Genomic DNA, 26215 nt, shown 5'->3' on the forward strand with positions numbered 1-26215 from the left:
ACCACTTTATTTGGATATCCTAAACGGTGTAGAACGCATCATAAATGATAAATTATAAGTCTCCGTGTCTCCGCGTCTCCGTGTTTTAACTATTCAAGTTATTGATTAGCAGATAGTTGAAAATCGAGCTGGCGTTATTTAATGTGGCGCCGTTATTCTCAAAAACAATATTCACAAGCCCTCTTCTATTGTACACTACCAATTATAATAGCCGTGATTTGTTATTTTTTAATCGAATCTCTTGGATCGTTTATTTTTTCATAAATCAATTACTAAATCCTATGGACCAATGGTGGACCAAAAGAATACATAAAAAAACTTCAAAATACAATAAGTCGCAGTAGATTAAAATTCATCTTTTCCTCTAGAATACTTGCTGCCAGTAACTGTAACTTGATGCTGCATGGAGAAGGCCAAGCCTCTCATAACCTGCTGGTCCCTGGTCTTCCCAGGCATTCTGAGCCGTCAAGTTGCCCCAAATAAATTGATTATTGGGATCGACTCCATGCCCATGGATTAATTTGGAGACTGGTAATATATCTCTTTTTGTTTCGCCATGCCTTACTTCTTGCTCCCTTTCCGCTGCCAAAACCACCCATATGGATTTTATCCGAAATTTATAAGCTAACTTTACCTATTTGTATTTATTTCTATCAATTATGATTTCATTAACTGTGGTTTCAAGAATCCAATCAGATACTGTATTTAAAACTACAGGCGCAATAGTTTCTTCAATTATTCCATACTCCAAAACAGATCCAGTTTCACATGTTTGAAAGAAATGATTCAGTTTTGGAAATTCAATAATCCTATAATTTCGGTTTCCAGTTCCTTCAAGAATTTTTGCGATAACAGGAAGGTTTTGTTTTGGAGAAACTTGTGAATCGAGTTCACCATTGATTACCAAAATAGGAATCTTAAGGTGCTTTAATGAAGTTATCGGATCGTAAGTCAGATAATATCGGAACCATCTTGAGTTGCAACGCTTCATCTGGGCTTCTATGGCGTCCGCACTTGCTTGTTGCTCTTCTTTGGGTAGATTGACCAACTGTTTTGCGACGATTTCTCGTAGGAGTTTCTCAGCTTTTTCAAGATCAGATTCATTTTTGATTACGGAGAACACTTGCTGTTGAAAAGCCAGTTGATGACTTAGCTGTTCTTCTGTAACTCCCATAGCGCGAGAAATTAGAGCTTCTTGCTCATAAACAATAGCTTCACCAGTGACGCAGGGTCCTGCCATTAACACGATAAAGGCTACATCACTCGATTTAACCGCTACTATTGGAGCAATAAGCCCCCCTTCACTATGACCAATCAAACCTATCTGTTCTGCATCAACTTCCTTCCGAGTTTTTAAATATTCGACACCAGCCAATGCGTCAGAAGCAAAATCTTCAGAAGTAGCAACGCCGTAATTTCCCGTGGACTCTCCAATTCCACGCTTATCTACTCGTAACACTACAAAACCTTGTTTTGTAAGATGGTCAGCTAAGACTAAAAAAGGCTTGTGTCCAAATACGGTTTCATCACGATCAATTGGGCCAGAGCCAGCAATAAGTAAAATAGCAGGAGATGGTTTTTCTGATCTGGGAAGGGTTAAAGTACCAGCCAAGGTCACATTTGCAGTTACGTTAGAATATTTAACTTCTTCTACATCGTAAGAAATGGTGCTTTTTGGCTCCTGAGGACGTAAAGGCGAAGAAACACCTTTAAGCAATTCATCTGAAGCAGCTAACAGACTGAATACAGTAAATAATTGCATAATCATCTAAGTCCTTGTTTTATTTTCTAGGCTCTCCAGAAAGCTAGAGGATGTGATGGCAGATTATCGCAGATTAAACATAATGTTTCAATTGAGAAGGATACAATTTGGTGCATGCGATTTTCTAAATCCATGGCACGCCAGGGGCACAATAGCCTTGACATACGATGAAATAATACTTCATAATACGCACAGATTTGATTTAATTCTTGATACCCATAAAGAATCAATTAGCAGTATGGTACAAGCTATTCAAAAAAAGACACTCAGCCCTATTCGTTCCGAAATTCAAAGAATTATAAATTCTATTGTACCCTTTGATAGCAAAGAAAACGAACATCTCAATTTTACAAAGCATTGGTTAGAAACAGGGGCTGATCTTTTTCGAACTACAAAACCTGCAACACCCGATCCTCATCTAGTTGCATATTTTCTACTAGTTGACCTTAACACTAATAAGGTATTGCTAACTGACCACAAAAAATCTGGACTTTGGCTGCCTACTGGTGGACATGTTGAAATAAATGAACATCCAAAAGATACTGTAAAGCGAGAGATCATTGAAGAACTTGAAATAGAAGCTATTTTCCTATCCCATGACCCTCTTTTTCTCACTGTAACTAAAACAGTAGGGCAAACAGCAGGTCATACCGATGTCTCTCTTTGGTATATTCTCAAGGGTTTTTCTTTCGATACCCTAAACTATGATAAAAACGAATTCCATCAGATTAACTGGTTTTGTCAGGCCGAAATTCCTTACCAACAATCAGACCCACATATGAATAGATGCATCAAAAAATTGATACACTTTAATATTCTGAAGGATGATTAATGTCATTTAATATGAGTCAAGACTTCGAGAATCAAACTTTTACAAAAAAAGATTTCACAAACATCGATCTTAAAAATAAATCCTTTTCATCCGTTCACTTTGAAAACTGCGATTTCACCCAAAGTGACATACGCAGCACAAGGTTTTTAGACTGTAGATTCAGTGGGTGCAATTTAAGCCTTAGCAAAGTAGATAATTCTAGATTCCAAAATGTAGAATTTCAAAGCTGCAAACTTGTTGGAGTTAACTTTACTCAATGCGACAATCTGTTCTTATCTATTAAGTTCCATAAGTGCCTAATTAATACATCCAACTTTTCAAATTTGAATTTAAAAAACACGCCTTTTCGTGATTGTATAATTCGTGACACTTATTTCTCTGAAACCAATTTAATGGGAGCAGATTTTTCTGAATCAGATTTAAAAGGCAGCACATTTCACAGCACAAATCTAAGTAATGCAAACTTTATTAGCGCTCTCAACTATTCTATCAACCCATTAACAAATAAATTAACAAAAGCTAGATTCTCTAGTCCAGAAGTCCTCACATTTCTAGATTACCTAGAAATCATCATCGAATAATTGAAGGCCAAATTAGCATATACAGAGAACTAAGCATCATAAAAAAATGTTCTCTTCGCAATTACCTTAAGGTTTTTCAAATAAAGCTAACATGCGAGAATGTAGCGCCTCTCGGATGGTGGGATTTGCTTTGTCAGGAGATCCAACATCAAAAGGTGGCTTAGGATCATATTCAATGCCAAGTTGTATTGCTTGAGCAAATTGAGGCCCTGCAATTTTTTCGGAAAGAGTCAATTGTCAAAGAGCAGCGAGAACGACCCACTTGGCGAGCAGCTCTTTGACAATTTCACCATACGAAGGCGAAACATTATCAAAAATAATTGATATCCACGCTAAAGCACTAGAAATTTATGATTTCGAAAAAAGGCTCAAAGCGATAGAGGAAAAGATGTTAAATGAAAAGTTTAAATAGAATTTGTTTAGAGAAATTAGAGAAGGCCATGAACGTAAACCCCAAGAAGAAATTTGCACTCGTGATATGTGACAACCCTTGTGACTTTGATACTTCAATGATCGAGGCTGATCATATTTCTCATGATCTGCACAGAAAAGTGCTGTTTTATTTGTATGACCAAAACTTAGCTAATTTCATGAATTTTTGAGATAATCATTGCTTTAGTTTTCTTTTTTAGCCCAGCATTTTACATTGCTTTTATACTCAGAAATATCGCATTTTTATGAATCTTTAATAGAAGGAGGTAGTATATGTTTTCAGTTGGTGGTCTTACAGGTGGTTTTACCCCTTCGCTAATAGATCAACAGAAAGAAGATCAAATTAGCAAGTTGATAGATGGGTTATTCATAAACAAGGAAAATATTGATATAGCATTTGACATTGCTAAAACCATGGAATCAGTTACCCTCCATTTTATGTTATCCGATATTTGCAATGCTTATCTAAAATTGGGTACCGAGGAAGGGTGCAGAAAAGCTTACAAAGTTGCTCAATATAAAGAACAACAACGGGCCGATGTAAGGAAACTTTTTGATTCTATTATTGAAACTTGTATTCAAATTAGAACCCCAAATTCAATAGTTTTAGCTGAAGAAATATATGAGGATAATTCAAAATGTTTAGCACTCTCCTCACACAAAAATGATTTTCACATGGCTAAAGCTCAATTAGAATACGATTATGAAACTGAAGTTGAATTAAAAAAAAAGAAATCAAAAGAATTAGATACGGTTTTTATTTCTGAAGAAAAACCTGTTAGTAGTGTGTCAAACATTAAAAGTCTTTCAGCTTCCTTGAATAGTAGTGATATTCAAGAAATTAGATCTAAAGACGTTCCTCTTCCAATCACTGAAGAATACATAAAAAAATCAATCTTTTACTTATTACAATCTGGTGAATTAGAAGCATTGTGTATTCATCTTGGTTCTTTAGATTCTTTGCAAAAATCAAAATATTTTTCATCTACTATGAAATTTGAGACTTCTTGGGCAAGAGGTGAGGAAGAAATGACTCCCTTACAATATGCATGTTTTTTAGGTAATATTGATGGCGTCAAATTATTAATAGAGAACGGAGCATCAGTAAATGACTTTCGTAACACATCGGACTCTACTCAAAGAGGTTCGTTGCATTTTGCAATAGATGCCGACCATTTTGATATTGCCTTGCTGCTTCTATCAAAAGGAGCCAAAGATCGCGTGGCTTCTTCCGATACATTTCATGCATTTAGAAAATACCAATTACCAGAAGAATGGGGTGGTAGCTGGACATGTTTATCAGCGCTCCATATGGCTATAATAAAGAATTCGCATGAGGTAACAAGGGAACTTTTAAGGACTGGTGATGCAAAAATTCTAGTAAAAGCGAGCGGGGTTAATTCGCCCCTTCACTTAGCAGCTCGAGGCGGAGATGAAGAAATGACTAAACTATTGCTTTCTTCAGGAGCAAATGCAACTTTGAATCTTAAAGATAATTTCGGAAAAACACCTAAGCAAGTAGCTGCAAGCAAAAAGCACGATCATTTACTGACTTTACTATCTTAATTTAAAAAATAAGTGACACATTTTTTTTTGAGTCATTTATTTTCGCTAACTCTCTTTTCTTTTCGATTTCACGGGTTTTTCATAGGGCTTTCTTTAGTACAGCCGCGATGCACTAGCGGTGCAATGATGTGCCCATTGCACCATCAAAATCCAATAAATTCCAGTAGCATTTTAGCCTTTAATCCTTTAGCATCATACTCATAGCGGTTGGATGATATTGGGTTATATGGTGGACCACCGCCCTCATAACCCGCTGGTCCCTGGTTCAAGTCCAACCTTTAATTTATTTTTTCAGTATATCCCTCAATCCAACCCTCATGTGTTTCCATTGCTTTAAGCAGTTTTTCGTATTCTTCATCATTTAGCGACTTAACAGTACGTTCCATATCTAATTTGCTTATGACACGAATGGCTTTTCGGTAAAGAATCACTTCTACTGCATCAATTGTGATAATTTTATTTTCATAGAGTTCAATATTGTCTGGCTCTTCTGTAAAAGAAGAATCTAAAGTTACCAAATTAGCATCGGATTCATCTTCTTTAAAGAGGCTCTAGATTATTTTTGTAGCCTTATTCCTCATCTCAAAAACTACACCAATCATGCTTTTGCAAGAATGAATAATAACGTAGCAGAGTGTACTGTAAGACCACTGGCAATTGGTCGAAAAAATTGGCTAGGCAACGAGAATGGTGGAGAAGCTGCTGCCATTATATTCTCTCTCGTTCAAACCTGCCGCACTCTCGGAGTTAATCCACGTGAATATCTTGAGGATGTCATGCGTCGTCTTATGTCCCATAATTCTCAAAAGTTATATGAACTTTTGCCTGATCAATGAATGGCTACTAAAAGTTCATTAATGCTAGATGGCCTTATTTGACGCTAACAATGCTAGTGTGGGCCAGTCATTTGCAGAAAGTTTTCTTTTATCTAGAAAATAAACTTTATTGTTGAAAGCTTACGAGCATGCTATATAAAACTTAAAGTTTAGTTATGTAAGGGAGATTCTTATGTTAAAACCTGTGAAATTGGGTATTGCTGCTGGAATAGTCTGGGGAGTATGCATGTTTATTAGCACGATTCTTGCAATTTATACTGGCTATTTTGAACAATTTTTAAGGTTGATGGCTGGCATCTATCCAGGCTTTGACATTTCATGGATAGGTGCTTTTCTTGGTTTAATTTATGGCTTTATTGATGCGGGAATTGGTTTCTTTCTTATTGCATGGATTTATAACAAGTTGAATAAACAAAAATAATGGCAAAGCTAGAATCTCTTGATGATTTAAAATCCCTACCCTTGCCTGAAGTACAAAAGAGATTAGGCTTTTCTTCAGAAGGTCTTAATAGCTCTGAAGCTAGAGAAAGGCTGATTCAGTATGGACTTAATGAGATTTCTGAAAAAAAAACGAATATCCTCTTAAAAGTTCTATCTTATTTTTGGGGGCCCATTCCATGGATGATAGAGATTGCAGTTATTTTGTCTGCTGTAGTTCGTCATTGGCCTGATTTTTTTATTATTATTCTTTTGCTTATTACAAATGGTATAGTTGGTTTTTGGGAGGAGTACCAAGCAGGCAACGCTATTGCAGCCTTAAAAGCCAAGCTTGCAATAAAAGCTAAGGTTAAGCGCGATGGGAAGTGGACTATTTTAGAAGCCAGAGAATTGGTTCCAGGAGATATTATTCATTTACGTTTGGGAGACATTGTACCTGCAGATGCACGCTTGCTTGCTGGTGACTCAATAGAAGTAGATCAATCAGCGTTGACAGGAGAGTCACTGCCCATTTTACATAAAGCTGGAGAAGCTGTATTTTCTGGATCTATAGTTCGTCTTGGTGAAATCGATGCGCTAGTTTATGCTACAGGTGCCAATACTTATTTTGGTAAGACTGCAAAGCTCGTTCAAGAGGCGCACACAGTCAGTCACTTTCAGAAAGCTGTTCTAAAAATAGGCAATTACTTGATTATTCTTGCAGCTATTATGGTGGCATTAATCATTACTGTTACAATTTTTCGTGGTGATCCCCTCTTTACGACATTGCAGTTTGCTTTAGTACTAACTGTTGCTGCCATACCTGTTGCAATGCCTACTGTTTTATCTGTAACGATGGCAGTAGGAGCTCGTTTACTTGCTAAGAAAGAAGCAGTTGTTAGCCGGCTTGTAGCCATTGAGGAATTAGCAGGAGTGGATATTCTATGTGCAGATAAAACAGGTACTTTGACAGAGAATAAGTTGACGCTTGGAGAAGTGTTTTGTGTAAGCAACACGACTGTTGATCAAGTTATTTTCTATGCTGCATTGGCATCGCATACAGACAATGAAGATATGATCGACCAAGCTATTCTGAAGGGCTTAAAAAACAATCAAGAGCTAAAAGATTATCAAATCATTCATTTTCAATCCTTTGATCCGGTACACAAACGCACTGAGGCATCTGTAAAAGCTATTAGTGGTAAAGAATTCAAGGTAACTAAGGGGGCTCCACAGGTAATTTTGGAATTATCGACAAATGTGGATCAGGTTAGAGTTGAAATTGGAAAAGTGATCGACAAGTTTGCAGAGCGTGGTTTTAGATCATTAGGTGTGGCTTATTCTGAGGGCAATAGTGGATGGCAGTTTCTTGGCGTACTTCCTCTTTTTGATCCTCCTCGAGAAGATGCAAAAGCTACCATTGCTACCGCTAAAGAGATGGGAGTGCACATTAAGATGATTACCGGAGATCAGATAGCTATTGCTTCAGAAACTGCTAAGAAGCTTGGAATGGGTACAAATATTTTTGATGCTAGAGCTTTGGGTGATGTAATACATCAACATCAAGATGAAGCTGTATGTATTGAGTCCATTCAAAAGGCTGATGGTTTTGCAGAGGTATTTCCGCAGCATAAATTTTACATTGTAGATGAGCTTCAAAAATGTGGTCATATTGTTGGTATGACTGGAGATGGGGTGAATGATGCGCCTGCACTTAAAAAAGCTGATTGCGGAATTGCAGTTTCTGGTGCAACAGATGCAGCAAGAGCTGCAGCAGACATTGTTTTATTAACACCTGGCCTTTCTGTAATCATTGATGCAATTAAGGAGAGTCGTCGTATTTTCCAAAGGATGAACAGTTATGCTATTTATCGCATTGCAGAAACTTTACGTATACTTTTGTTTATGACCTTGGCTATACTTGTTTTTAATTTCTATCCACTGACTGCTGTGATGATTGTGATCCTAGCATTGCTTAATGATGGAGCCATTTTATCCATTGCCTACGACAATGTTCATCACAAGAGCCAGCCAGAAGCTTGGAATATGCGTATAGTGCTTGGCATTGCTACGGTGCTTGGCATTATTGGAGTTTTTTCTAGCTTTGGATTGATTTATCTTGGAGAACAGATCTTTCATTTAGATCGTGATTATATTCAGACATTGATGTATTTGAAGTTATCTGTGGCTGGTCATTTAACAATATTCCTCACACGTACACGTGGACCTTTTTGGTCAATTGCTCCAGCCAAGATTTTATGGGTGGCAGTACTTGGCACACAAATGCTTGCGACATTGATAGCAGTTTATGGCCTGTTTATGACACCTTTAGGCTGGAGTTTTGCACTTTTTGTATGGGGCTATGCTTTTGTTTGGTTTCTTTTGAGCGATCGTATAAAACTACTTGCTTATCGGATTTTAGGCTCACAAACTTAAGTTCATTTCTCAAATTAAAATTAAAAAATAATATTTATAATCAGAAATTTACAATTGTTTGTTAGTCAAAAATAGTGTATCTTTGTCGTGGCTGTGTTAAAAAAAGTCACGTAAGTCCTTGAACAACTTTAGAATTTGATCCCATTATCAATGACTTACTTGATTTTTTCAACACAGTCCTTTGTCGTTTTTTTTACCTTAGATTAACGGAGGATTAATGTATTTAAAATTTAATGGTTCAGCTACGTCTACTATTGGCCTAGAGATTGAGTTACTAATTTTGGATGCACAAACTTTAGAGCTAACTCCACAATCAGAAAGTCTTTTGGATTTATGTGATTCTTATGGTTTACAACGAGTAAAAGCAGAAATACATCAGTCTATGATTGAAATTGACTCTGAAATTTCAGCAAATGTTAAAGAATGTCGGGAATTTTTGAGAAATAGGATGAGACAATTGCATGAAATCGCAGAAGAAAAAGGGCTGAAGCTCGCAATCATGGGTACTCATCCTACGCAACGCTGGACAGATCGTTTGATTTCAAAAAATGAGCGATATCAATATTTGCATGAAAAATATCAATGGCTAGCAAGAAGAATGAATGTTTGTGGCATGCACGTTCATGTGGGAGTAGAGGATGGAAAAAAGGCTTTAGCAATATCACAAGTAATGATTCGCTTCCTTCCACATCTTTTAGCTTTGTCTGCGAATTCTCCTTTTTGGCAAGGAATTGATACGGGCATGCATTCAAGTCGAGTTAATATTATGGAGTCTTTTCCTGGAGCGGGACTGCCTATTCTTTTTAACGATTGGAAAGAATTCAATCATTATTACCATACATTGAAGATGGCTGGTACTATTATTTCTTTTAAAGATTTTTATTGGTTTATTCGTCCAAATCCAGAATATGGAACCATTGAATTTCGCATATGTGATGCTATGTCTTCTTTAGATGAGACAATGTCTCTTGTCGCATTAATTCATTGCTTGGTAGTTTGGGTTTCAGAGGGTATAGAAATAATGCCTGATGCTTTTAAGTGGAGTAAAGAGCAACATTGGTTAGCGACTGAAAACCAATGGATTGCAGCAAGGGATGGCTTAAGTGGGTTAATTATTACTAATTTAGAAGGGAAACAAGAAAAAATTGCTGATGAAGTTCTTAATCTTGTAAATAAACTATCGCCTATTGCAGTAAAATTAGATTGTTTTGAGGAACTTCAAGGTTTAAAACATATCATTATTAATGGCAATGGTGCTGAAAAACAACGAAAAATCTATGACAAAACACAATCCTTTAAAGATGTAATTTCTGCAGCTATTAGAGAGTACCAATTGAGCTTTTAGATATTACGTACATAATATAAAAATTAATAATTTATGGATTTTTAACTGTAAATTTTAAATCTATTTTGACTTAAAAAGTTTGCCTATTAGCGCTCCTAGTTTTCTTTGCCTTACCGATTTTGTTAGTGGAATACCCATTAGCCTTGAAACACGGAATGTATCTAGCAAGGGCATAAGCTATAAATTTAATCAAAAGATGTTATTATTTAAATTTTTATTACTCTTAATAATTTTAAACAATTTATATAAAGCATCTTATGAGTAACTCTTGTTACGCAAAAACTTCAAAATAAGAAAGAAAGATTTCGCTGCTTTTTCTTAGCTTCATTCCCTTAGGAAAGATCGCACTGATGCGATATTCTTGTCGCTCTATACCAAGATCCCAAGACTTTAAAACGTCCTTACGCCTTATAGCGATATAGTCAGGAAGATAGCCAATACCCATTCCCTCTGCAACCAAATTGGCAATGGTCTCCCAACTCCCAACCTCCAAAACACAAGTGATTTCTCGGCCGTATTTCTTGAAATATGCCTCACTCAGCAAGACCATTTCCTTATTATGAGATGGTGTTAAAATAAATCCCAAATTTTTCAATTCTGAATGCTCGATTTTTGAAGAAGTATAGAACTCAAAATTTCCATAATAAACAGTGCGCTTTTCAAATGTTGCTAAATCCTCTTCATAAGGCTGACACCGTTGATTGTGACATATTTCCAAGGGCAGAATGCTAAAATCTACTGACCCATTCTTGACCAACTGAAGAATGTGATCATTCTGGCCCAAATAGAAATTCACTCTTACATGAGAATACTCTTCTCGAAATCTCTTCAAATAGGCGGGAATTACAGCAAGGGAAAAACTGTGTGTACAGGCAAATTCAAGATTCCCTATCTGAAAAGACTCTTCTTGGGACAAGTTCTGTTGAAATTGGCTAACCCTCTTTAAGAGATCAATGGCCTCTTTAAAAACACTCAATCCTTGGGGGGTTGGTCTCAAACGATTTGGATGGTGAGCTAGAAGAGCCACTCCTAACGATTTTTCAAGCTTGGAAATCCCCTGACTAATAGCTGATTGAGTGACAAAATTCGCTTTTGCAGCGGCAGATAAACCACCTAATCGAATAGCATCGCAAAAATATTTGAGATTCACCAAATTTAATATTTCTTCTTTCATAAGACATTAATTTATCTTAAGCATGGATTAACATCTATTAATTTTTCTTAATCCATGGAGTCGTTTACAATTTGGACATCTAAACCAAGGTATCCAATGAATTTATTATTTAAGAAGCTAAAGCCCGCTCCTCATCTCCCGGAAATAGCAAACACGGCAATAGTTAAAGAAAAATATAACTATTGGCGTATCCGCATTTTATATTCAATGTTCATTGGGTACGCTTTTTATTATTTCTCTAGAAAAAGCTTTGTGTTTGCCATGCCCGGCATTATGCAAGAATTGCAATTGGACAAAAGTCAACTTGGCATTGTAAGCAGCATTTTTGCGCTTACTTATGGAATAAGCAAATTCGCGAGCGGTGTGCTATCAGATCAATCTAACCCTCGCTATTTCATGGCTTTTGGCCTTATTTGCTCTGGGATTCTAACTATTTTTGTTGGATTTTCTTCCTCTCTTTATCTATTTGCAATTTTATGGGGACTTAATGGCTGGTTCCAGGGATTTGGTTCGCCTCCTTGTGTGAGGCTTCTTTCGCACTGGTATTCTCATTCTGAGCGTGGCTCGTGGTGGTCAAGTTGGACGGTATCACAAAATGTAGGCGCTTTTTTGATCCCTTGGATCGCAGGAATTTGCCTGCACTATTACAATTGGCAATTGGCTATGTTTGCTCCGGGGCTTTTATGTATCTTGGGCGGTTTTTTCCTCATTAACCGTTTGGCGGACACCCCCCAATCTCTTGGGCTTCCTCCAATTGAAAAATTTCGCAATGACTATATAAGTCAGAAGCGTAATGACCATGAAGAAGAAGAGCTGTCAACTCGATCGCTCCTCTTAAGCGTCTTAAAGAATAAATGCATCTGGATACTTGCTGTTGCCTATTTCTTTATTTACACTGTACGTGTTGGAATAGAGAGCTGGACAGCGCTTTTTATGATTGAATCGGAAGGGTATACCCCTATTTATGCCTGTGGCTTAGTCTCTCTTTTTGAAGTGGGCGGTTTTTTTGGAGGACTTTCCGTAGGTTGGATATCAGACCGTCTCTTTAATGCAAAACGAGGCCCTGTCAATGCCTTATTTGCAATCGTTTTGCTAGTTTCAATCCTTAGTTTTTGGTCTATGCCAAAAGGATGTGCCTGGCTCAATTCCTCTGTCATGTTCATTATCGGCTTTGCCACTTTCGGACCTCAAATGTTGATCGGGATTGCGGTCACAGAATTGGCTCACAAAAAGGCATCCGCAACAGCCAATGGTTTTGCAGGATGGGTAGCCTATATTGGCGCTGCATCCGCGGGATTCCCCCTTGGCAAAATCATTGATTATTTAGGCTGGAAAGGTTTTTTTCTCTCAATGATCCTCTGTTCAGGTATCTCCATTACCCTGCTTCTGTGGAGCATGACCTTTTCCCTCAAAAAAGAGATGAGTCAAATTTCTCCTTAGAATCAAAGATATTTTTTAACTCTAGGTTTTCTTGTAAATGCGTTTTAGATCTAAGACTCTTTTTCAGAATTCTTTGTGGTTGGCTTCCTCACGTAAATACTGTAACCTATTGTAATCATATGATATACACAAACAAGTTCAAGAATTATTTGTGTATAATTATTTTGATAGATGAAATAGTCGAACATTTACCAAGAGGACGCGCTTATCTTGCGGATCAACTTCAAAGAGCAGGTACTTCAGTGCTTCTCAATATTGCTGAAGGTGCTGGAGAATACTCTAGTAATGAGAAAGCTCGATTTTATCGAATGGCAAAACGATCTGCAACAGGATGTGCAGCGATTTTTGATGTATGTATCCGTTTAAAATTAGCTAACGAAGAACAATATAAACGAGGAAGAGAGCTATTGGTGCATATAGTAGCAATGCTTACAAAAATGACTCAAGCATATAGTTAAGGGGATTAATCGGGCAATGGCACGTATAAACAATTCTTGAACTTGTTTGTGTATAAATAATAACAGGGTAGACAGGATCAGCCGAAACGGCTAGCAGGATAGCCTTTGATTAAAAAAGCAATGTTTCTTAAAAAATGCTTTCTTGCCCTATCCTATCAGCCGTTTCGGCTGATCCTGTCTACCCTGTTATTATTAATTATTTTAAAGTTTTTGCGTAACATAAGTTAAGAATAGAAATAATCGATTTCCTCATTTTTTTTAGGGCCGATTACCCTCCAATTCAATCGAAGATTATACTGGTTAAAATGAATCTGCCCAAAATAAGTATCTCCTTCACAAAGATGCGAATCGACAGACGACAGGGAATGTTTATCAGAAGGCGCAAGGTGAAAAAGAAAAACAGGATGATCTGGACCTCGACGTAAATGTTCCAAAGAAATCACGCCAGCATTGCGATCTAAGGTCCAACGAAATATGTTGCTAAAACTGACCTCTCCACCCTGCTTGCCTTGCCAAGTCCCTTTTTCATTAAAGATTAACGTATTGGAACCATCCCTTAACATGACGACATCACCTTGACCTTTCCCATTCCATCCTTTTTCTTCTTTAGATTTTGTCCTCGCATGGAAGGTAAGCTGAGTAATGCTCGTGAGCTTCTCCCAGAAAGCCAGGAGAATCTGAGCTTTATTTTCTTGATAGGCTGATGATGTTTTAAACCCCTCCTTTACAACATAGTATTCTTTCTTGTTATGGGCTGGAAGCAGAGTATATGCTTTTTTTAGCAACTGTTCAAGTTCGCTCATTAAGGGATAAGATGGGTTAAATTGATACAGACGAGTCTTTCCTTCATAATAGCTTGTAATGAGCCCACCTTTTTCCAAACGATTCAATGCCTTTTGAAGAGGTGTAAGCGATGTGTCAAGAGATCGATGCAATTGGGTCCCATAGCATTTTCCATTTACAAACAGGAAAATCAGGATTCTTTGAACATTTTTGTTGCCGCATAAGACTTCAAGCATAAAAAACAACCTTCTTTCGAATTTTTATAAACTACTTTTTAGTTTTTCAGAATCGCATCATTTCCTTCGATAAAATCAGAAAAAGATCCATTTCTAAACTATTTTCGATTTTTTATAAACTATTTTCTAGTTTCAACAAGTCAATTTATGGATCATTTCCTATTGAAAATAGTAAAAAACCAGGCTAAAATCCATATTTCAAATACAAAACAGCTGAAATATGGGAGGCTTAAATGTCTATCAGACATGACTGGACTATTGAAGAATTAAAACAATTATATGCAATGCCCCTTCTTGAACTCATTGCAAAATCCAATCTTTTTCACAATCAGTTCCATGAACCAACTCAAGTTCAAGTTTGTAGTCTAATCTCCATTAAAACAGGAGGATGCCCTGAAGATTGCAAATACTGCGCCCAGTCATCTCGTTATCAAACATCTGTCTCTGCTCAACTAATGATGCAATATAAGACCGTCCTCAATGAAGCAAAAAAAGCCGCTGAACGAGGGGCCACTCGAGTTTGCTTGGGAGCTGCCTGGAGAGAAGTGCGTGATAGCAAGCAATTTGAAGAAGTACTCCAAATGGTTAAAGGGGTTACCGATTTGGGTGTAGAAGTATGTTGTACTTTGGGAATGCTTAAAGAGAATCAAGCTGAGCAGCTTAAAGAAGCTGGACTATACGCCTATAATCATAACCTTGATTCCTCTGAAAAGTTTTATAAAACAGTCATTACGACACGAACTTATCAAGATCGGTTAAATACATTAGACATTGTCGAGAAAGCCAATTTAAACGTCTGTTGCGGTGGCATCTTAGGACTGGGAGAAGAGCCTATAGACCGACTAGAACTCCTACTAACGTTGTGCAGGCGAAATCCCCATCCTGAATCTGTCCCTATCAATCGATTAAGTCAAATTCCTGGCACACCCCTTGAAAATCAACCAAAAGTATCTATTTGGGAAATGGTCCGTGTCATTGCTGTGGCTCGCATCGTTTTACCTGAGGCAATGATTCGATTATCTTGTGGACGCATTGAAATGTCCTATGAGCAACAAGCATTATGTTTTCTAGCTGGTGCCAATTCGATTTTTGCAGGCGAAAAGCTTTTAACAGTCGCCAATACTCCTGTTGACAAAGATGAGGAAATGTTCCAGCTCTTAGGCCTTAAGAAGCAACCTGCATTTGCCAAGGGCTACTCAAAATGACATTACATCTAGAAAATAGATTACAGAAACGCACAAAACTGGGAAATCTACGAACCTTAAAAATTACCCAGCCAATTATCGATTTTTCTTCTAATGACTACCTGGGGCTTGCTCGCTCCCCTCAACTAGCCACATCTGTTTTCCAAGAATGGGAAGCACACTTAAGCCATCTCAATGGGCTAGGATCAACAGGCTCTCGTTTACTGACAGGTAATTCGATCTACGCTCAAGAGTTAGAGGAGAAGATTGCCAAATTCCATGGCTACGAGGCAGGACTGCTATTCAGCTGTGGATATATGGCTAATGTAGGTCTTCTCTCAACAATTACAAGTCAAGAAAGTGTCATCTTCTTTGATGCTGCAATACATGCTTCCACTCATGATGGGACCCGCTTAAGCCGAGCCAAAGCATTTCCTTTTAGGCATAATGATCTCAGGTCTCTTGAAAATCGCCTTAAAAGCTGCCTCTCTCAAAAAGATTGCTTTATTTGCATTGAATCCATCTATTCCACCGATGGTTCCATGGCCCCACTCACTGAAATCAGTCAACTTGCCAGAGAATATAAGGCTCATCTCATCGTAGATGAAGCTCACGCTGTAGGAGCTTGTGGACCACAAGGACGAGGTCTTGTCGCAGAACACAACCTTATGGCTCATGTTTTTGCTCAAGTGACAACCTTTGGAAAAGCACTTGGCACTTACGGAGCCATTGTTCTTGGCAATCATACCTTAAAGCAAGCGCTCATCAATTTTGCAACACCTTATATTTATACAACAGCTCTTCCCTTTCAAACACTTGCAGCCATCAAATGTAGCTACGATTTATTCCCGGAAATGTCTCAGGAACGAAATCAATTGCAAAAGCTCATTCAAATTTTTCGTGCATCCTATCCAAGTTCTTCTATGAGCCATATCCAATCTGTGTCAATTGAGGGAAACGAATCCATAAAGCAAGCAGCTCAAGCTATTATCAAAAAAGGATTTGATATAAGACCTCTCATGAGTCCAACAGTCCAGAGAGGACATGAAGTGCTCCGTGTCTGCCTACACGCTTTTAATACAAATGATGAACTAGCACAGTTAATAAACAACATCCAACTCCATAGGAGTCCTTGCTATGCATAAAATTATGGTAGCAGGAATAGGCACTGATGTGGGAAAAACGGTGGTTAGCACCGTCCTTGCTATTCTTTTGAATGGTGATTATTGGAAACCAATTCAATGTGGCGATGAGGAAAATTCTGATACCATTATGGTAAAAAGATGGCTCGATACAACGACACATACTATCCACCCACCTGCTTACTCTTTAAAGGCACCCTTATCACCTCATCAAGCAGCTCGCTTAGAAAACACTCTAATTAGGCTAGATTCCATCATCCTGCCACAAACAACACGTCCCTTGATCATCGAAGGCGTCGGCGGTATTCTTGTTCCTCTAACTCCAAAAATTTCTAGTATAGACCTGTTCAAATCCTGGGATTGTCAATGGATTATTGTTTCAAAGCATTATCTTGGTAGTATTAATCATACCCTTCTTACCATTGAAGTCTTAAAAAAGCTTTGCCTTCCTATCCTTGGCATCATTTTTAATGGAGAACACAACCCCGATAGCGAGTCCGCCATCTTAGAAATTTCACAAGTTTCTGTTTTAGGAAAACTACTTCCTGAAGCCAATTTAAACCCTCAAACCATTCAAAGGTATGCAAAACAATGGCAACCACTCTTTTCCAAACTCCTTCTTTAATTGAAAAGGATCGCGCTTGCATTTGGCATCCGTTTACTCAAATGCATATAGCACGTCCACCAATCCCTATCATTCGAGCTAAAGGCCCCTATCTTTATGCTGAAAATGGAAGTAGGTATTTGGATGCCATTTCCTCCTGGTGGGTCAATCTTCACGGACATGCTCACCCTTATATTATTGAGAAAATCAAATCTCAGGCCGAAGTATTAGAACATGTGATTTTTGCAGACTTTACTCATGCCCCAGCAGTTGAATTAGCATCTAAGCTCCTTTCGATCCTCCCTGGAGCTATGTCAAAAGTCTTCTATTCAGATAATGGATCAACAACCGTTGAGGTTGCCCTCAAAATAGCACTACAATATTGGCATAATCGCAACACTCCTAAGACAAAAATTATTTGCTTCAAAAATAGCTACCACGGTGACACTTTTGGAGCCATGTCAGCTGCAGGGAGAAACGAATTCAATAGACCATTCTGGAAACATCTTTTTGATGTTGAGTCGATAGATCCGCCTCTAAAGGGCCAAGAAGATCTTTCTTTATTGCAACTTCGATCCATTCTAAATCAAGGCAACGTCGCTTGCTTTATTTTTGAGCCACTTGTGCTAGGATCTGGAGGGATGATTATGTATCCACCACAGGGACTAGATAAACTCATCCAATGCTGTAGGCAATATCATGTTTTAACTATTGCTGATGAAGTCATGACAGGATTTGGTCGCACCGGAACTCTTTTTGCCTGCCAGCAGCTAACTGAAAATCCAGATCTTATTTGTTTATCCAAAGGACTAACAGGGGGCTTTTTACCGTTGGGAGTCACTGCTTGTACAGAAGAAATTTTTAATACCTTTTTGAGTGATCAGATTTCCCAAGCATTTCTTCATGGCCATTCTTACACAGCCAACCCTCTTGCCTGTAGTAGTGCTCTTGCTAGCCTTGACCTTCTCTTGGATAATAACTGTTCTCTACAAAGGGAGATGATTGAAGCTTGTCACCAAGATTTTTGTAATCAATGGCGCTTTCATCCCAAACTAAAGCGGTGTGAACATCTTGGAACGATTTTAGCTTTGGAATACCAGACGAAAAGTCGTTCCTATTTTCAATCAATCCGTGATCGTCTCTATTATTTTTTCCTCAATAAAGGAATTTTGCTTCGTCCTTTAGGTAGCGTACTTTATGTGCTACCTCCTTATTGCATTCAAGCAAATGAACTACAATTTATTTACGCTCAGATCATTCTCACTCTTGAAGAAAATTTATGACTTCATTTACTTCTAACGCCTATCAAATTGAGCAGCTTCTAACTACTATTGTTGCTTCCAATACGTTGCATGCTAAATGGCTCAATACTCTTTCTTTTCTTGAAAACTGCGGGGCTAGGAAAATCGCAGCTTGTGAGCATCCTACACTTGTAAAAGAAGAAATGCTTAAACATGCAGCAGAAGAATTTCGTCATGCCCATCATTTAAAGTGCCAGATTAAAAGAGTTTCCTCTAACCCAATGGACACCTATTCTCCTTTCTTTATGCTCGGAGAAGCTGCAGCTCTGCATTATTTGACAGCCTTAGACTTAAAAGCATCACGCTATCTTAAGATGCTCGGGCTTTCTAGGCATTCCATTAAAGAAGCAGCCTATCTACTTGTTACCTATGCAATAGAGCTTCGAGCTGACGAGCTTTACCCAATCTATGATAAGGTCCTTCGTAAAGCGGGTTCGCGTGTTGCAGTTAAATCCATCCTTTTAGAAGAAAAAGAACACCTCAATGAAATGAAAGAGGGATTGAAGCAACTTCCTTCAGGATTTACACATGCAGCATATGTCTGTGCAATAGAGAGCGATTTATGCAAGCTGTGGCTGGCCGGAGTTGCCAAAAGTATACATCGAGTAATTCCCGCAGCAAAGAATTCCTCGATGTATAAACCAGTAGACTAAAAGCCATAAGCCATTTATCATCCTACCCATAGCGGTTGGATAAAATAATGGCGCGCGCCCAAGACATCAAAGTTTACGAACAAAAACCAAATGATTTCTCACACAAAGTAGAAGTAGCTGCGACCTATGTAAACGTGAGGGGCAAGTTGTTATTACTAGAACTTTCCCATAATAAGTCTGAGGCTGGAGCTTGGGGTGTACCTGCAGGAAAGCTTGAAGAAAATGAAACCTCCTTAAACGGTGCCAAAAGAGAACTATTAGAAGAGACTAGTATTGATGTTTCAAAAAATCAATTTCAATCATTCGGTCAGCTATATATTCGTAAACCAGATATTGATTACATCTATCACGTTTTCTCAGTTCGTTTAGCTAAGCTGCCGACTATCATCCTATCTTCTGAGCATTTATCATACAAGTGGGTCTCTTTGAAAGAGGCTGAAAACCTACCTTTGATGGATGGTGCACAGCAGGCCTTGGACTTTTATTACCGGCACTTATAGTTTCTAAATGTGAGTAATTTATTGATTTAAATTTTCTGATATATTTTGATCAACGGTATGAAAAAGAAACTTTTGCTAGGCTTGTTTGCAGTGATCATCGCAGTGATCGGTATTGTCATTGTATTGGCAAGTGAAAATGCTTTGGTAGTTCATCCTAAAGGGATAATTGCGAAAAGCCAACTAGAACTGATTATTACGAATATCATTCTCATGCTAATTATCATCGTTCCAACCTACCTCCTTTTATTTACAGTTGTATATAAATACTGCATCAAAAAAAAACATGCAAAATATAATCCAGATCACTCTTTTGGCCTTATTGGAGAGCTATTAATGTGGGGAGTTCCTTCCATTATAGTTGCTGTGATGGCTGTTGTGACATGGGATGCCACACATAAACTGAATCCCTATAAACCTATCGAGAGCGATATTAAACCACTTGCTGTGCAAGTCGTTGCTATGGATTGGAAATGGCTATTTATTTATCCAGAGCAAGGTATTGCGGTATTAAATGATTTTCATATTCCAGAGAGAACTCCAATTCACTTGAAATTGGCAGCAGATGGTACACCGATGAATTCATTTTGGATTCCGCAATTAAGTGGGCAAATATATTCTATGACGGGGATGACAACCCAGTTATACCTGATGGCGGATGGTCCGGGTGAATATAGAGGCAGAGCTGTTGAGATCAATGGGGAGGGCTATGCGGATATGACATTTCCCGTAACATCATCCTCTCAAGATGATTTTAATGCTTGGGTTACACAGGTAAAAAAATCATCTCTTTATTTAACCGAACAGACTTATAAAGAACTCGTCAAGCCTTCTGTGAATAAGGCCACCACTCCCTTTTCAGAAGTAGAAAAGGATCTATTTGATAAAATAATTCAAAAATATATGTATCCAACCAAACCGGTATTATGAAAGAATTCTTGCTTGGAAAATTGACTTTAGACGCAATTCCTCATGCCTGGAATACGATAGGAGGAACTTTTTTTATTATCATGCTAAGCATTGCAATTGCAGTGTACCTCACTAAAACCAAGCGTTGGAACTTTCTTTGGCATGAATGGCTCACATCTACCGATCCCAAAAAAATTGGGACCATGTACATGATCTTTTCATCTATAATGTTCTTTCGCGGGATGCTAGATGCAGGCATGGTATGGCTTCAGCAAGCCATTGCAGCAGATTCACAAGGATATCTTACTGCAGACCACTTCCAACAAATTTTTACATCGCATGGCGACATCATGGTTTTTTTCGTAACGATGGGCTTCTTTTTTGGACTCATGAACTGGATTATACCCCTTCAAATTGGTGCTCGTGACCTTGCTTTCCCGTTTGTGAATTCTTTAGGGTTCTGGCTCACTGTTGCTGGAGGACTACTTATTAACTTATTTTTTATCGTCGGAGGAGATTTTGCCAACACAGGCTGGCTTGCCATTGCCCCTTTCTCTGAGCTCGAATTTAACCCAAGTGTTGGTGTTGATTACCTTATATGGAGTCTACAACTCTCTGGACTTGGTAGTCTACTTGCTGGAATTAATTTTCTCGTTACAATCATAAAAAAACGAGCTCCAGGAATGACCTTAATGAAAATGCCTCTATTCACCTGGAATTCCTTGTGCGCAATGGTTCTTATTATTTCAGCCTTTCCAGTACTTACAGCAACGACATTGCTTCTTTGGCTTGATCGTGCTTATGGAATGCATTTCTTTACAACAGGGTATTCTGGAAATCAAATGATGTATTGGAACCTCATTTGGATGTGGGGTCATCCAGAAGTTTATATTTTGGTTATACCTGCATTTGGCATGTTCTCGGAAATTGTCTCCACATTTTCTCAAAAAAAAGCTTCTGGATACGTTTCCATGGTATTTGCAGCAATTACAATCACTGGCTTATCCTATCTAGTCTGGCTTCACCACTTTTTTGTTATGGGTGCAGGCCCGGATGTAAACTCTTTTTTTGGCATGGTAACAATGCTCATAGCAATACCTGCAGGCGTGCAAGTATTTAATTGGATACTTACTATGTATAAAGGAAAAATAAACTTAGCCTCTCCCATGTATTGGTTCATCGGTTTTTTAATCTTATTCATGTTAGGAGGCATGGGAGGACTGTTTATGGCATCACCTCCTGCCGATTTTCAAGTGCACAACAGTTTATTCCTAGTTGCCCATTTCCATACAATGATTGTCGGAGTAGCTCTTTTTGGAATTTTTGCTGGCATCACTTTTTGGTTTCCTAAAATTTTTGGATTTAAACTTGATGAACGACTAGACAAACAAGCTTTTTGGTGTTGGTTCATAGGATTTTTTGTAGCCTTTATCCCTCTCTATCTATTGGGGTTCATGGGAGCGCCAAGGCGTATTGATCACTATGACTCCTCAACTGGATGGCAGCCCTTATATATCACTGCAGCAATTGGGTTTGTCATCATTTCATGCGGAATTGCCACTCAAGTTTATCTGTTTATCAAAAGCATTAGGCAAAGAAAACAACACAGGGATACTACAGGAGATCCTTGGAATGGCAGAACGCTTGAATGGGCAACTCATTCCCCACCTCCATTTTATAATTTTGCAGTAATCCCTTCTATTACAAGTCATGAGGCCTTTTGGGAGATGAAAAAACAGGGCCTGAAGCCAGAAAAAAACTATCACGATATCGAGTGTTTTAAAAACACAGGTATGGGGATCTATATATCCTGTTTTGCTTTCTTAGTAGGATTTGCAATTGTCTGGCATATTATTTGGCTCATCGTTGTAGGTCTCCTTGGAGTCATTGCTTGCATCATCATTCTTTCTTTTAATGATGAAATGGAATATGTACTACCCGCTGCAGAAGTTGCCAAAATTGAACAATCTTACCTCAAGAAGTGAGCGATATAATGGAAGTAAGCAAAATAAGTGATGTAAGCGAAACAAAAGTATTTGGGTTTTGGGTCTATTTAATGACCGATCTTGTCATTTTTGCTGTACTTTTTGCCTGTTTCATTGTTTTGCATAACAATACTTTTGGAGGCCCCAGCGCAAAAGAGCTATTTCATCTACCATCTATGCTAGCAGAAACACTCATCTTGCTTACTAGCAGCTTTACCTGTTCTCTGGCAATGCTTGCAGTTCGCAGAGGATTAAAAAACTTAAGCATCATCTGGTTCATCATCACGTTTCTTTTGGGAGTGTCCTTTCTCTGCATCGAAATTTCAGAATTTACAGATTTTGTAGAAAGAGGAGCCAGTTGGCAGCGCAGCGCCTTTCTCTCCTCATTTTTTACATTAGTAGGCACACATGGATTCCATATCTCTGTAGGACTATTGTGGATGCTTGTAATGCTATTTCGCATCGCTTTTCGCCCCCTCTCAAAGCATAGTGTCTCCAGGATTTTTCGCATGGCCCTTTTTTGGCACTTCCTCGACTTTGTTTGGATCTTTATTTTTACCGTTGTATATGGAATGGGATATTTGTTATGAATCATGAACTATCATTACGCATCACAGGCTTTATTACAGCTCTCCTATTAACTCTTGCAGCCTACTTTATTATTTTACATCCAGAGCTTTTTAACTTTAACGTTAAAATAGCTATCATCGTCATTTTTACTCTTGCTCTCATTCAGTCTCTTGTTCAGCTCATCTTTTTTATCAATGTATGGAAAGAAAAAGGCCCTCTTTGGAACTTAGGTATTTTTATTTCTACCGTTTTCATCATCTTTATTATCATCTTCTTTTCTATCTGGATCATCGACCACCTCAATTACAATATGCGATGAAGTAGTTCTGCATAATATTGTAATGATTTTTTAAATTTTTTCCAGCAACTCCCGCAGCGGAAATTGCTCCTAATTTCTAGTGCATTAACAATTTCTCAACTGCTTGAGACGTAATTGTTTGATTAAATCTGTCGCCACGTTGTGGCTCCAATAGTTTAGAGAGCATTTGTCCATGGGTTCAATTCGCTTGCGCTCATTTTCACCCATGGCTAACAACATGTAACCACTTCGTGGCTAAGATACTGCTTCGCAGTTGAAAAATCGTATAAAACTTAGGGTCTTCTCCAAAACAGGTTAATTTTGCCCACTCCACAAATTCATACGAACAGAATTTCCTGACAGAAGATTAAAACTTAAACGAGAGAGTCGCCTGTTAAGGATGTCTTTCAATGCTCGTTCTGCCGTTCGGATGCTGAAACTTGGACTTTACAAGAATTGTTCGCTATAGCCGACCCAGATTCCAAAAAACTGTGGCAATCTCTGGCTTTTTTTTCTTTGAATCAAGTATACTCTTTCCTTTAGCTACTAGGAGAGACAATGATTCTCAAAAAAGAATTTTATTTTATTCGGCATGGACAGACCGACTACAATACCTCAAGTCAAAAAGTTGATCATGATGATGTGTCATTAAATTCTGTAGGTTTTCAACAAGCTAAAGCTGTAGAGCCAATCATGGCAAACCTTTCTATTAAGTCGGTGTGTTTTAGCCCTCTAAAAAGAGCGAAAGAGACAAAAGAAGCAATTGCTGCACGTTTGCAAGCAGCTTACTATGAAATTGCAGAACTTAGAGAATGCTCGACACAGATTTGGAACGATATGACAAGCTGTGGAGCTTACGCCTATCACGACTCGCGCGACCATGTAAGGAATTTTATGCAAAGGACTCTCAGTGGAATCAATCAAGCCCTTTCTTATGAAGGACCTGCTTTAATCATAGCGCATGGCGGCATTCATTGGGCTATGTGTTGTTTAATGAGCATAACTGGCCATGAATGGGCTATAGACAACTGTCTTCCTGTTCATTTCTCCTTGACATCTGAGGGTAACTGGAAAGCGAGAAAGCTTGCATGAAAAAATTTTATTTAACAGCATTAATATTGCTGCAACAATTTAACAAGAGAATTCTCGAAAATCAAAAGCATGGAAGATCTTCGCGTTAATGATTTAAAGCAATTAGGCTTGTAAAAAAATCTCTTTTAATTTTAGATTACTGGATCTTCATTAACTTGGATACATTATGCGTTCACTTTCTTGCTGTTACGCTTTTTAACAATTAAAGACGAATACTTAATGTCATTTCAATGAAAAAAGTACTTGGTAAAGGCAATCGAGAAATGAATACTAACTTCAACAATGTGCTTTACTGGACTCTTGATCTCAATGCAAAGATGCTCTTTAAATGCCTTTTAAGAACTTTTTCTATCCTTTTTCCATCTACTTGTTTGATCTGCTCTCAGCAAGTAGAACACAGGCCTATTCATTATATTGATAAAGGAGTGGGCGTATCTAGTAACCCAAGCCCCACTGATCACATTGGAACGGGGTATTTTGGAGAGAAGTTATTTGAAACATTTGGCTGGAGGGCAAAAGATGATGGCCTTACCTTAGAAAGTTTATGGATCTTAGATGGAAATCAACTTCTTTCAGGTGGCAAACCCTCTCAAGACAAAGGATCTGTAAATAACTTAGTTCAATTCGAATTGCTTTTCAATCCAGACAAAGTAAGTAATTGGAAAGGTGCACTATTTGCAATAGAACTTTTGCAGCTCAACGGCTCTCAAACAAATGCCAACGCAGGCCTTGTACAAGGCTTCGAAGGACTTATACAAGCAAGTCCTCTCAACCGGACAAGTCTGTACGAATGGTGGTACCGTCAAGAGCTTTTAGATGGTAACTTAATTACAAGAATTGGAAAGTCTACTCCTAACTCAGATTTTAACTGTGTTAATCGTTTATTTCCCATGAATGACAAAAGAGTCTCTCCAGTTGCCAGTGGGATTATTGCAGGCACGATTTTCACTCAAGGCTCTCTTTCTTCTTTTTTACCTAGTTATTATAATTCGGCCTTTGGAGCTAGCGTTTTTTATTTCCCCATAAAGGACTTTTACCTCTCTGTCGGAGGATATGATGGCAACAAAGCTCATGGGGAACAAACAGATTTAAAAGCTCCTCAATTCAATGGCTACTACCTTCTTATTAGCGAGTCGGGATATTCATGGTCTGATGCAGAATTACCAGGAAGAGTAGCTGTTGGTGTATGGAGGCAGACAGGTAAACTTACCCTCGATACAAAAGTCAAGTCCATTACACAACAAGGAGCTTATGGAAGCTATTTTTATGGATCCCAGCGCCTATGGTGGAAAGACAAAATGCATGCCAATAGTGGTATTGTTACCTACTTACAGCTTGGTATCAATAACACTAAAACGCTTCCTATCAATAAGTTTTTAGGCTGGGGGCTCTCTGCTTATGGCCTTGTTCCTGGAAGACTTAAAGACTCTTTTGGCTTGGGTCTTAGCCTTGCAGGTCTCAATAAAAATAGTGAACCTTATTCTAGTGAATGGATGTTTCAAACTTACTATCAATGCTGTGTATATGGTTCCTTCTATCTTGAGCCTGTAATTAGCTACATTCCTAGACCAGGAGCTGCAGAGAACCTTCCTCAAACTTGGGCAGCCACCCTAAGAGTATTAGCTCTTTTTTAAAAATTATGAGCCATTGCCTATTTACAACAAATTAGGTACAATCGAGCC

Annotated in this window: 27 protein-coding genes; 21 read left to right on the forward strand and 6 right to left on the reverse strand. The window is 38.2% G+C overall.

Features of this window, described 5'->3' with window-relative positions; all coding sequences use genetic code 11:
- Window positions 1–364: 364 nt before the first annotated feature.
- Window positions 365–589: a hypothetical protein gene (locus P4L16_00005; GenBank protein MDR3623509.1), complete on the reverse strand. Its 225-nt coding sequence runs from the start codon at window positions 587–589 to the stop codon at window positions 365–367.
- A 45-nt stretch (window positions 590–634) separates the two neighbouring features.
- A complete protein-coding gene (locus P4L16_00010) occupies window positions 635–1768 on the reverse strand; it encodes an alpha/beta fold hydrolase (protein ID MDR3623510.1) in 1134 nt (377 codons plus the stop codon).
- A gap of 232 nt (window positions 1769–2000) precedes the next feature.
- Here P4L16_00010 and P4L16_00015 point away from each other — a divergent pair, with 232 nt between their 5' ends.
- Both P4L16_00015 and P4L16_00020 read left to right on the forward strand, forming a co-directional pair.
- Window positions 2001–2594: an NUDIX domain-containing protein gene (locus P4L16_00015; protein ID MDR3623511.1), complete on the forward strand. Its 594-nt coding sequence runs from the start codon at window positions 2001–2003 to the stop codon at window positions 2592–2594.
- Window positions 2594–3175 carry a pentapeptide repeat-containing protein gene (locus tag P4L16_00020; GenBank protein MDR3623512.1) on the forward strand — a complete coding sequence of 194 codons (582 nt, stop codon included), beginning with the start codon at window positions 2594–2596 and terminating at the stop codon, window positions 3173–3175. Before P4L16_00015 ends, P4L16_00020 begins: the two co-directional genes overlap by 1 nt.
- Window positions 3176–3241: 66 nt before the next feature.
- On the opposite strand, the gene P4L16_00025 is transcribed toward P4L16_00020, so the two are convergent.
- A complete protein-coding gene (locus P4L16_00025) occupies window positions 3242–3409 on the reverse strand; it encodes a hypothetical protein (GenBank protein MDR3623513.1) in 168 nt (55 codons plus the stop codon).
- Window positions 3410–3880: 471 nt separating this feature from the next.
- Here P4L16_00025 and P4L16_00030 point away from each other — a divergent pair, with 471 nt between their 5' ends.
- Window positions 3881–5173 carry an ankyrin repeat domain-containing protein gene (locus tag P4L16_00030; protein MDR3623514.1) on the forward strand — a complete coding sequence of 431 codons (1293 nt, stop codon included), beginning with the start codon at window positions 3881–3883 and terminating at the stop codon, window positions 5171–5173.
- A gap of 278 nt (window positions 5174–5451) precedes the next feature.
- Here the strand turns inward: P4L16_00030 and P4L16_00035 are convergent, their stop codons facing one another.
- Entirely contained in the window at window positions 5452–5691 is a 240-nt protein-coding gene (locus P4L16_00035; protein MDR3623515.1) for a hypothetical protein, read from the reverse strand.
- Window positions 5692–5706: 15 nt separating this feature from the next.
- On the opposite strand from P4L16_00035, the gene P4L16_00040 reads away from it, so the two are divergent.
- From P4L16_00040 to P4L16_00055, 4 genes are all read left to right on the forward strand, one after another.
- Window positions 5707–6009, forward strand: coding sequence for a transposase domain-containing protein (locus P4L16_00040; protein ID MDR3623516.1), 303 nt, complete (start codon window positions 5707–5709; stop codon window positions 6007–6009).
- A gap of 172 nt (window positions 6010–6181) precedes the next feature.
- Window positions 6182–6430: a bacteriophage holin gene (locus P4L16_00045; GenBank protein ID MDR3623517.1), complete on the forward strand. Its 249-nt coding sequence runs from the start codon at window positions 6182–6184 to the stop codon at window positions 6428–6430.
- Window positions 6430–8862 (forward strand): plasma-membrane proton-efflux P-type ATPase, encoded by a 2433-nt coding sequence (locus P4L16_00050; GenBank protein MDR3623518.1) that lies wholly within the window; start codon window positions 6430–6432, stop codon window positions 8860–8862. The genes P4L16_00045 and P4L16_00050 overlap by 1 nt, the downstream gene beginning before the upstream one ends.
- A gap of 217 nt (window positions 8863–9079) precedes the next feature.
- The gene (locus P4L16_00055; protein MDR3623519.1) at window positions 9080–10207 is read left to right on the forward strand and encodes a YbdK family carboxylate-amine ligase; all 1128 of its coding nucleotides are present in this window, start codon (window positions 9080–9082) and stop codon (window positions 10205–10207) included.
- Between the two features lie 271 nt (window positions 10208–10478).
- Here P4L16_00055 and P4L16_00060 read toward each other — a convergent pair whose 3' ends face one another.
- Complete coding sequence (locus tag P4L16_00060; GenBank protein ID MDR3623520.1) at window positions 10479–11381, reverse strand: LysR family transcriptional regulator; 903 nt, start codon at window positions 11379–11381, stop codon at window positions 10479–10481.
- A 96-nt stretch (window positions 11382–11477) separates the two neighbouring features.
- Between P4L16_00060 and P4L16_00065 the strand changes: the two genes are divergently transcribed.
- Together P4L16_00065 and P4L16_00070 are read left to right on the forward strand one after the other, a co-directional pair.
- Window positions 11478–12821: an MFS transporter gene (locus tag P4L16_00065; protein MDR3623521.1), complete on the forward strand. Its 1344-nt coding sequence runs from the start codon at window positions 11478–11480 to the stop codon at window positions 12819–12821.
- Window positions 12822–12970: 149 nt separating this feature from the next.
- On the forward strand, window positions 12971–13279 hold the full coding sequence (locus tag P4L16_00070; GenBank protein ID MDR3623522.1) for a four helix bundle protein: 309 nt from the start codon (window positions 12971–12973) through the stop codon (window positions 13277–13279).
- Window positions 13280–13503: 224 nt separating this feature from the next.
- Here the strand turns inward: P4L16_00070 and P4L16_00075 are convergent, their stop codons facing one another.
- On the reverse strand, window positions 13504–14298 hold the full coding sequence (locus P4L16_00075) for a DUF6314 family protein (GenBank protein MDR3623523.1): 795 nt from the start codon (window positions 14296–14298) through the stop codon (window positions 13504–13506).
- Window positions 14299–14531: 233 nt separating this feature from the next.
- On the opposite strand from P4L16_00075, the gene bioB reads away from it, so the two are divergent.
- The 12 genes from bioB to P4L16_00135 all read left to right on the forward strand — a co-directional run bounded on the left by bioB (window position 14532) and on the right by P4L16_00135 (window position 26167).
- On the forward strand, window positions 14532–15503 hold the full coding sequence (gene bioB / locus P4L16_00080) for a biotin synthase BioB (protein ID MDR3623524.1): 972 nt from the start codon (window positions 14532–14534) through the stop codon (window positions 15501–15503).
- Entirely contained in the window at window positions 15500–16627 is a 1128-nt protein-coding gene (locus P4L16_00085) for a pyridoxal phosphate-dependent aminotransferase family protein (protein ID MDR3623525.1), read from the forward strand. Before bioB ends, P4L16_00085 begins: the two co-directional genes overlap by 4 nt.
- Window positions 16620–17249, forward strand: a complete 630-nt coding sequence (gene bioD, locus P4L16_00090) for a dethiobiotin synthase (GenBank protein MDR3623526.1) — start codon at window positions 16620–16622, stop codon at window positions 17247–17249. Before P4L16_00085 ends, bioD begins: the two co-directional genes overlap by 8 nt.
- Window positions 17216–18511, forward strand: coding sequence for an adenosylmethionine--8-amino-7-oxononanoate transaminase (bioA, locus tag P4L16_00095; GenBank protein MDR3623527.1), 1296 nt, complete (start codon window positions 17216–17218; stop codon window positions 18509–18511). The genes bioD and bioA overlap by 34 nt, the downstream gene beginning before the upstream one ends.
- Complete coding sequence (locus P4L16_00100; protein MDR3623528.1) at window positions 18508–19182, forward strand: hypothetical protein; 675 nt, start codon at window positions 18508–18510, stop codon at window positions 19180–19182. The genes bioA and P4L16_00100 overlap by 4 nt, the downstream gene beginning before the upstream one ends.
- 47 nt (window positions 19183–19229) lie before the next feature.
- Window positions 19230–19682 carry an NUDIX hydrolase gene (locus P4L16_00105; GenBank protein ID MDR3623529.1) on the forward strand — a complete coding sequence of 151 codons (453 nt, stop codon included), beginning with the start codon at window positions 19230–19232 and terminating at the stop codon, window positions 19680–19682.
- 57 nt (window positions 19683–19739) lie between these two features.
- The gene (locus tag P4L16_00110; protein MDR3623530.1) at window positions 19740–20609 is read left to right on the forward strand and encodes a COX aromatic rich motif-containing protein; all 870 of its coding nucleotides are present in this window, start codon (window positions 19740–19742) and stop codon (window positions 20607–20609) included.
- On the forward strand, window positions 20606–22573 hold the full coding sequence (locus P4L16_00115) for a cbb3-type cytochrome c oxidase subunit I (GenBank protein ID MDR3623531.1): 1968 nt from the start codon (window positions 20606–20608) through the stop codon (window positions 22571–22573). Before P4L16_00110 ends, P4L16_00115 begins: the two co-directional genes overlap by 4 nt.
- 8 nt (window positions 22574–22581) lie before the next feature.
- On the forward strand, window positions 22582–23163 hold the full coding sequence (gene cyoC / locus P4L16_00120; protein ID MDR3623532.1) for a cytochrome o ubiquinol oxidase subunit III: 582 nt from the start codon (window positions 22582–22584) through the stop codon (window positions 23161–23163).
- Window positions 23160–23462: a cytochrome C oxidase subunit IV family protein gene (locus P4L16_00125; protein ID MDR3623533.1), complete on the forward strand. Its 303-nt coding sequence runs from the start codon at window positions 23160–23162 to the stop codon at window positions 23460–23462. The genes cyoC and P4L16_00125 overlap by 4 nt, the downstream gene beginning before the upstream one ends.
- Before the next feature lie 537 nt (window positions 23463–23999).
- The gene (locus P4L16_00130; protein ID MDR3623534.1) at window positions 24000–24533 is read left to right on the forward strand and encodes a histidine phosphatase family protein; all 534 of its coding nucleotides are present in this window, start codon (window positions 24000–24002) and stop codon (window positions 24531–24533) included.
- A 230-nt stretch (window positions 24534–24763) separates the two neighbouring features.
- A complete protein-coding gene (locus P4L16_00135) occupies window positions 24764–26167 on the forward strand; it encodes a carbohydrate porin (GenBank protein MDR3623535.1) in 1404 nt (467 codons plus the stop codon).
- The last annotated feature ends 48 nt before the right edge of the window (window positions 26168–26215 follow it).

The sequence above is a fragment of the Chlamydiales bacterium genome (assembly GCA_031292375.1).
Classification (GTDB): domain Bacteria; phylum Chlamydiota; class Chlamydiia; order Chlamydiales; family VFKH01; genus JARLHF01.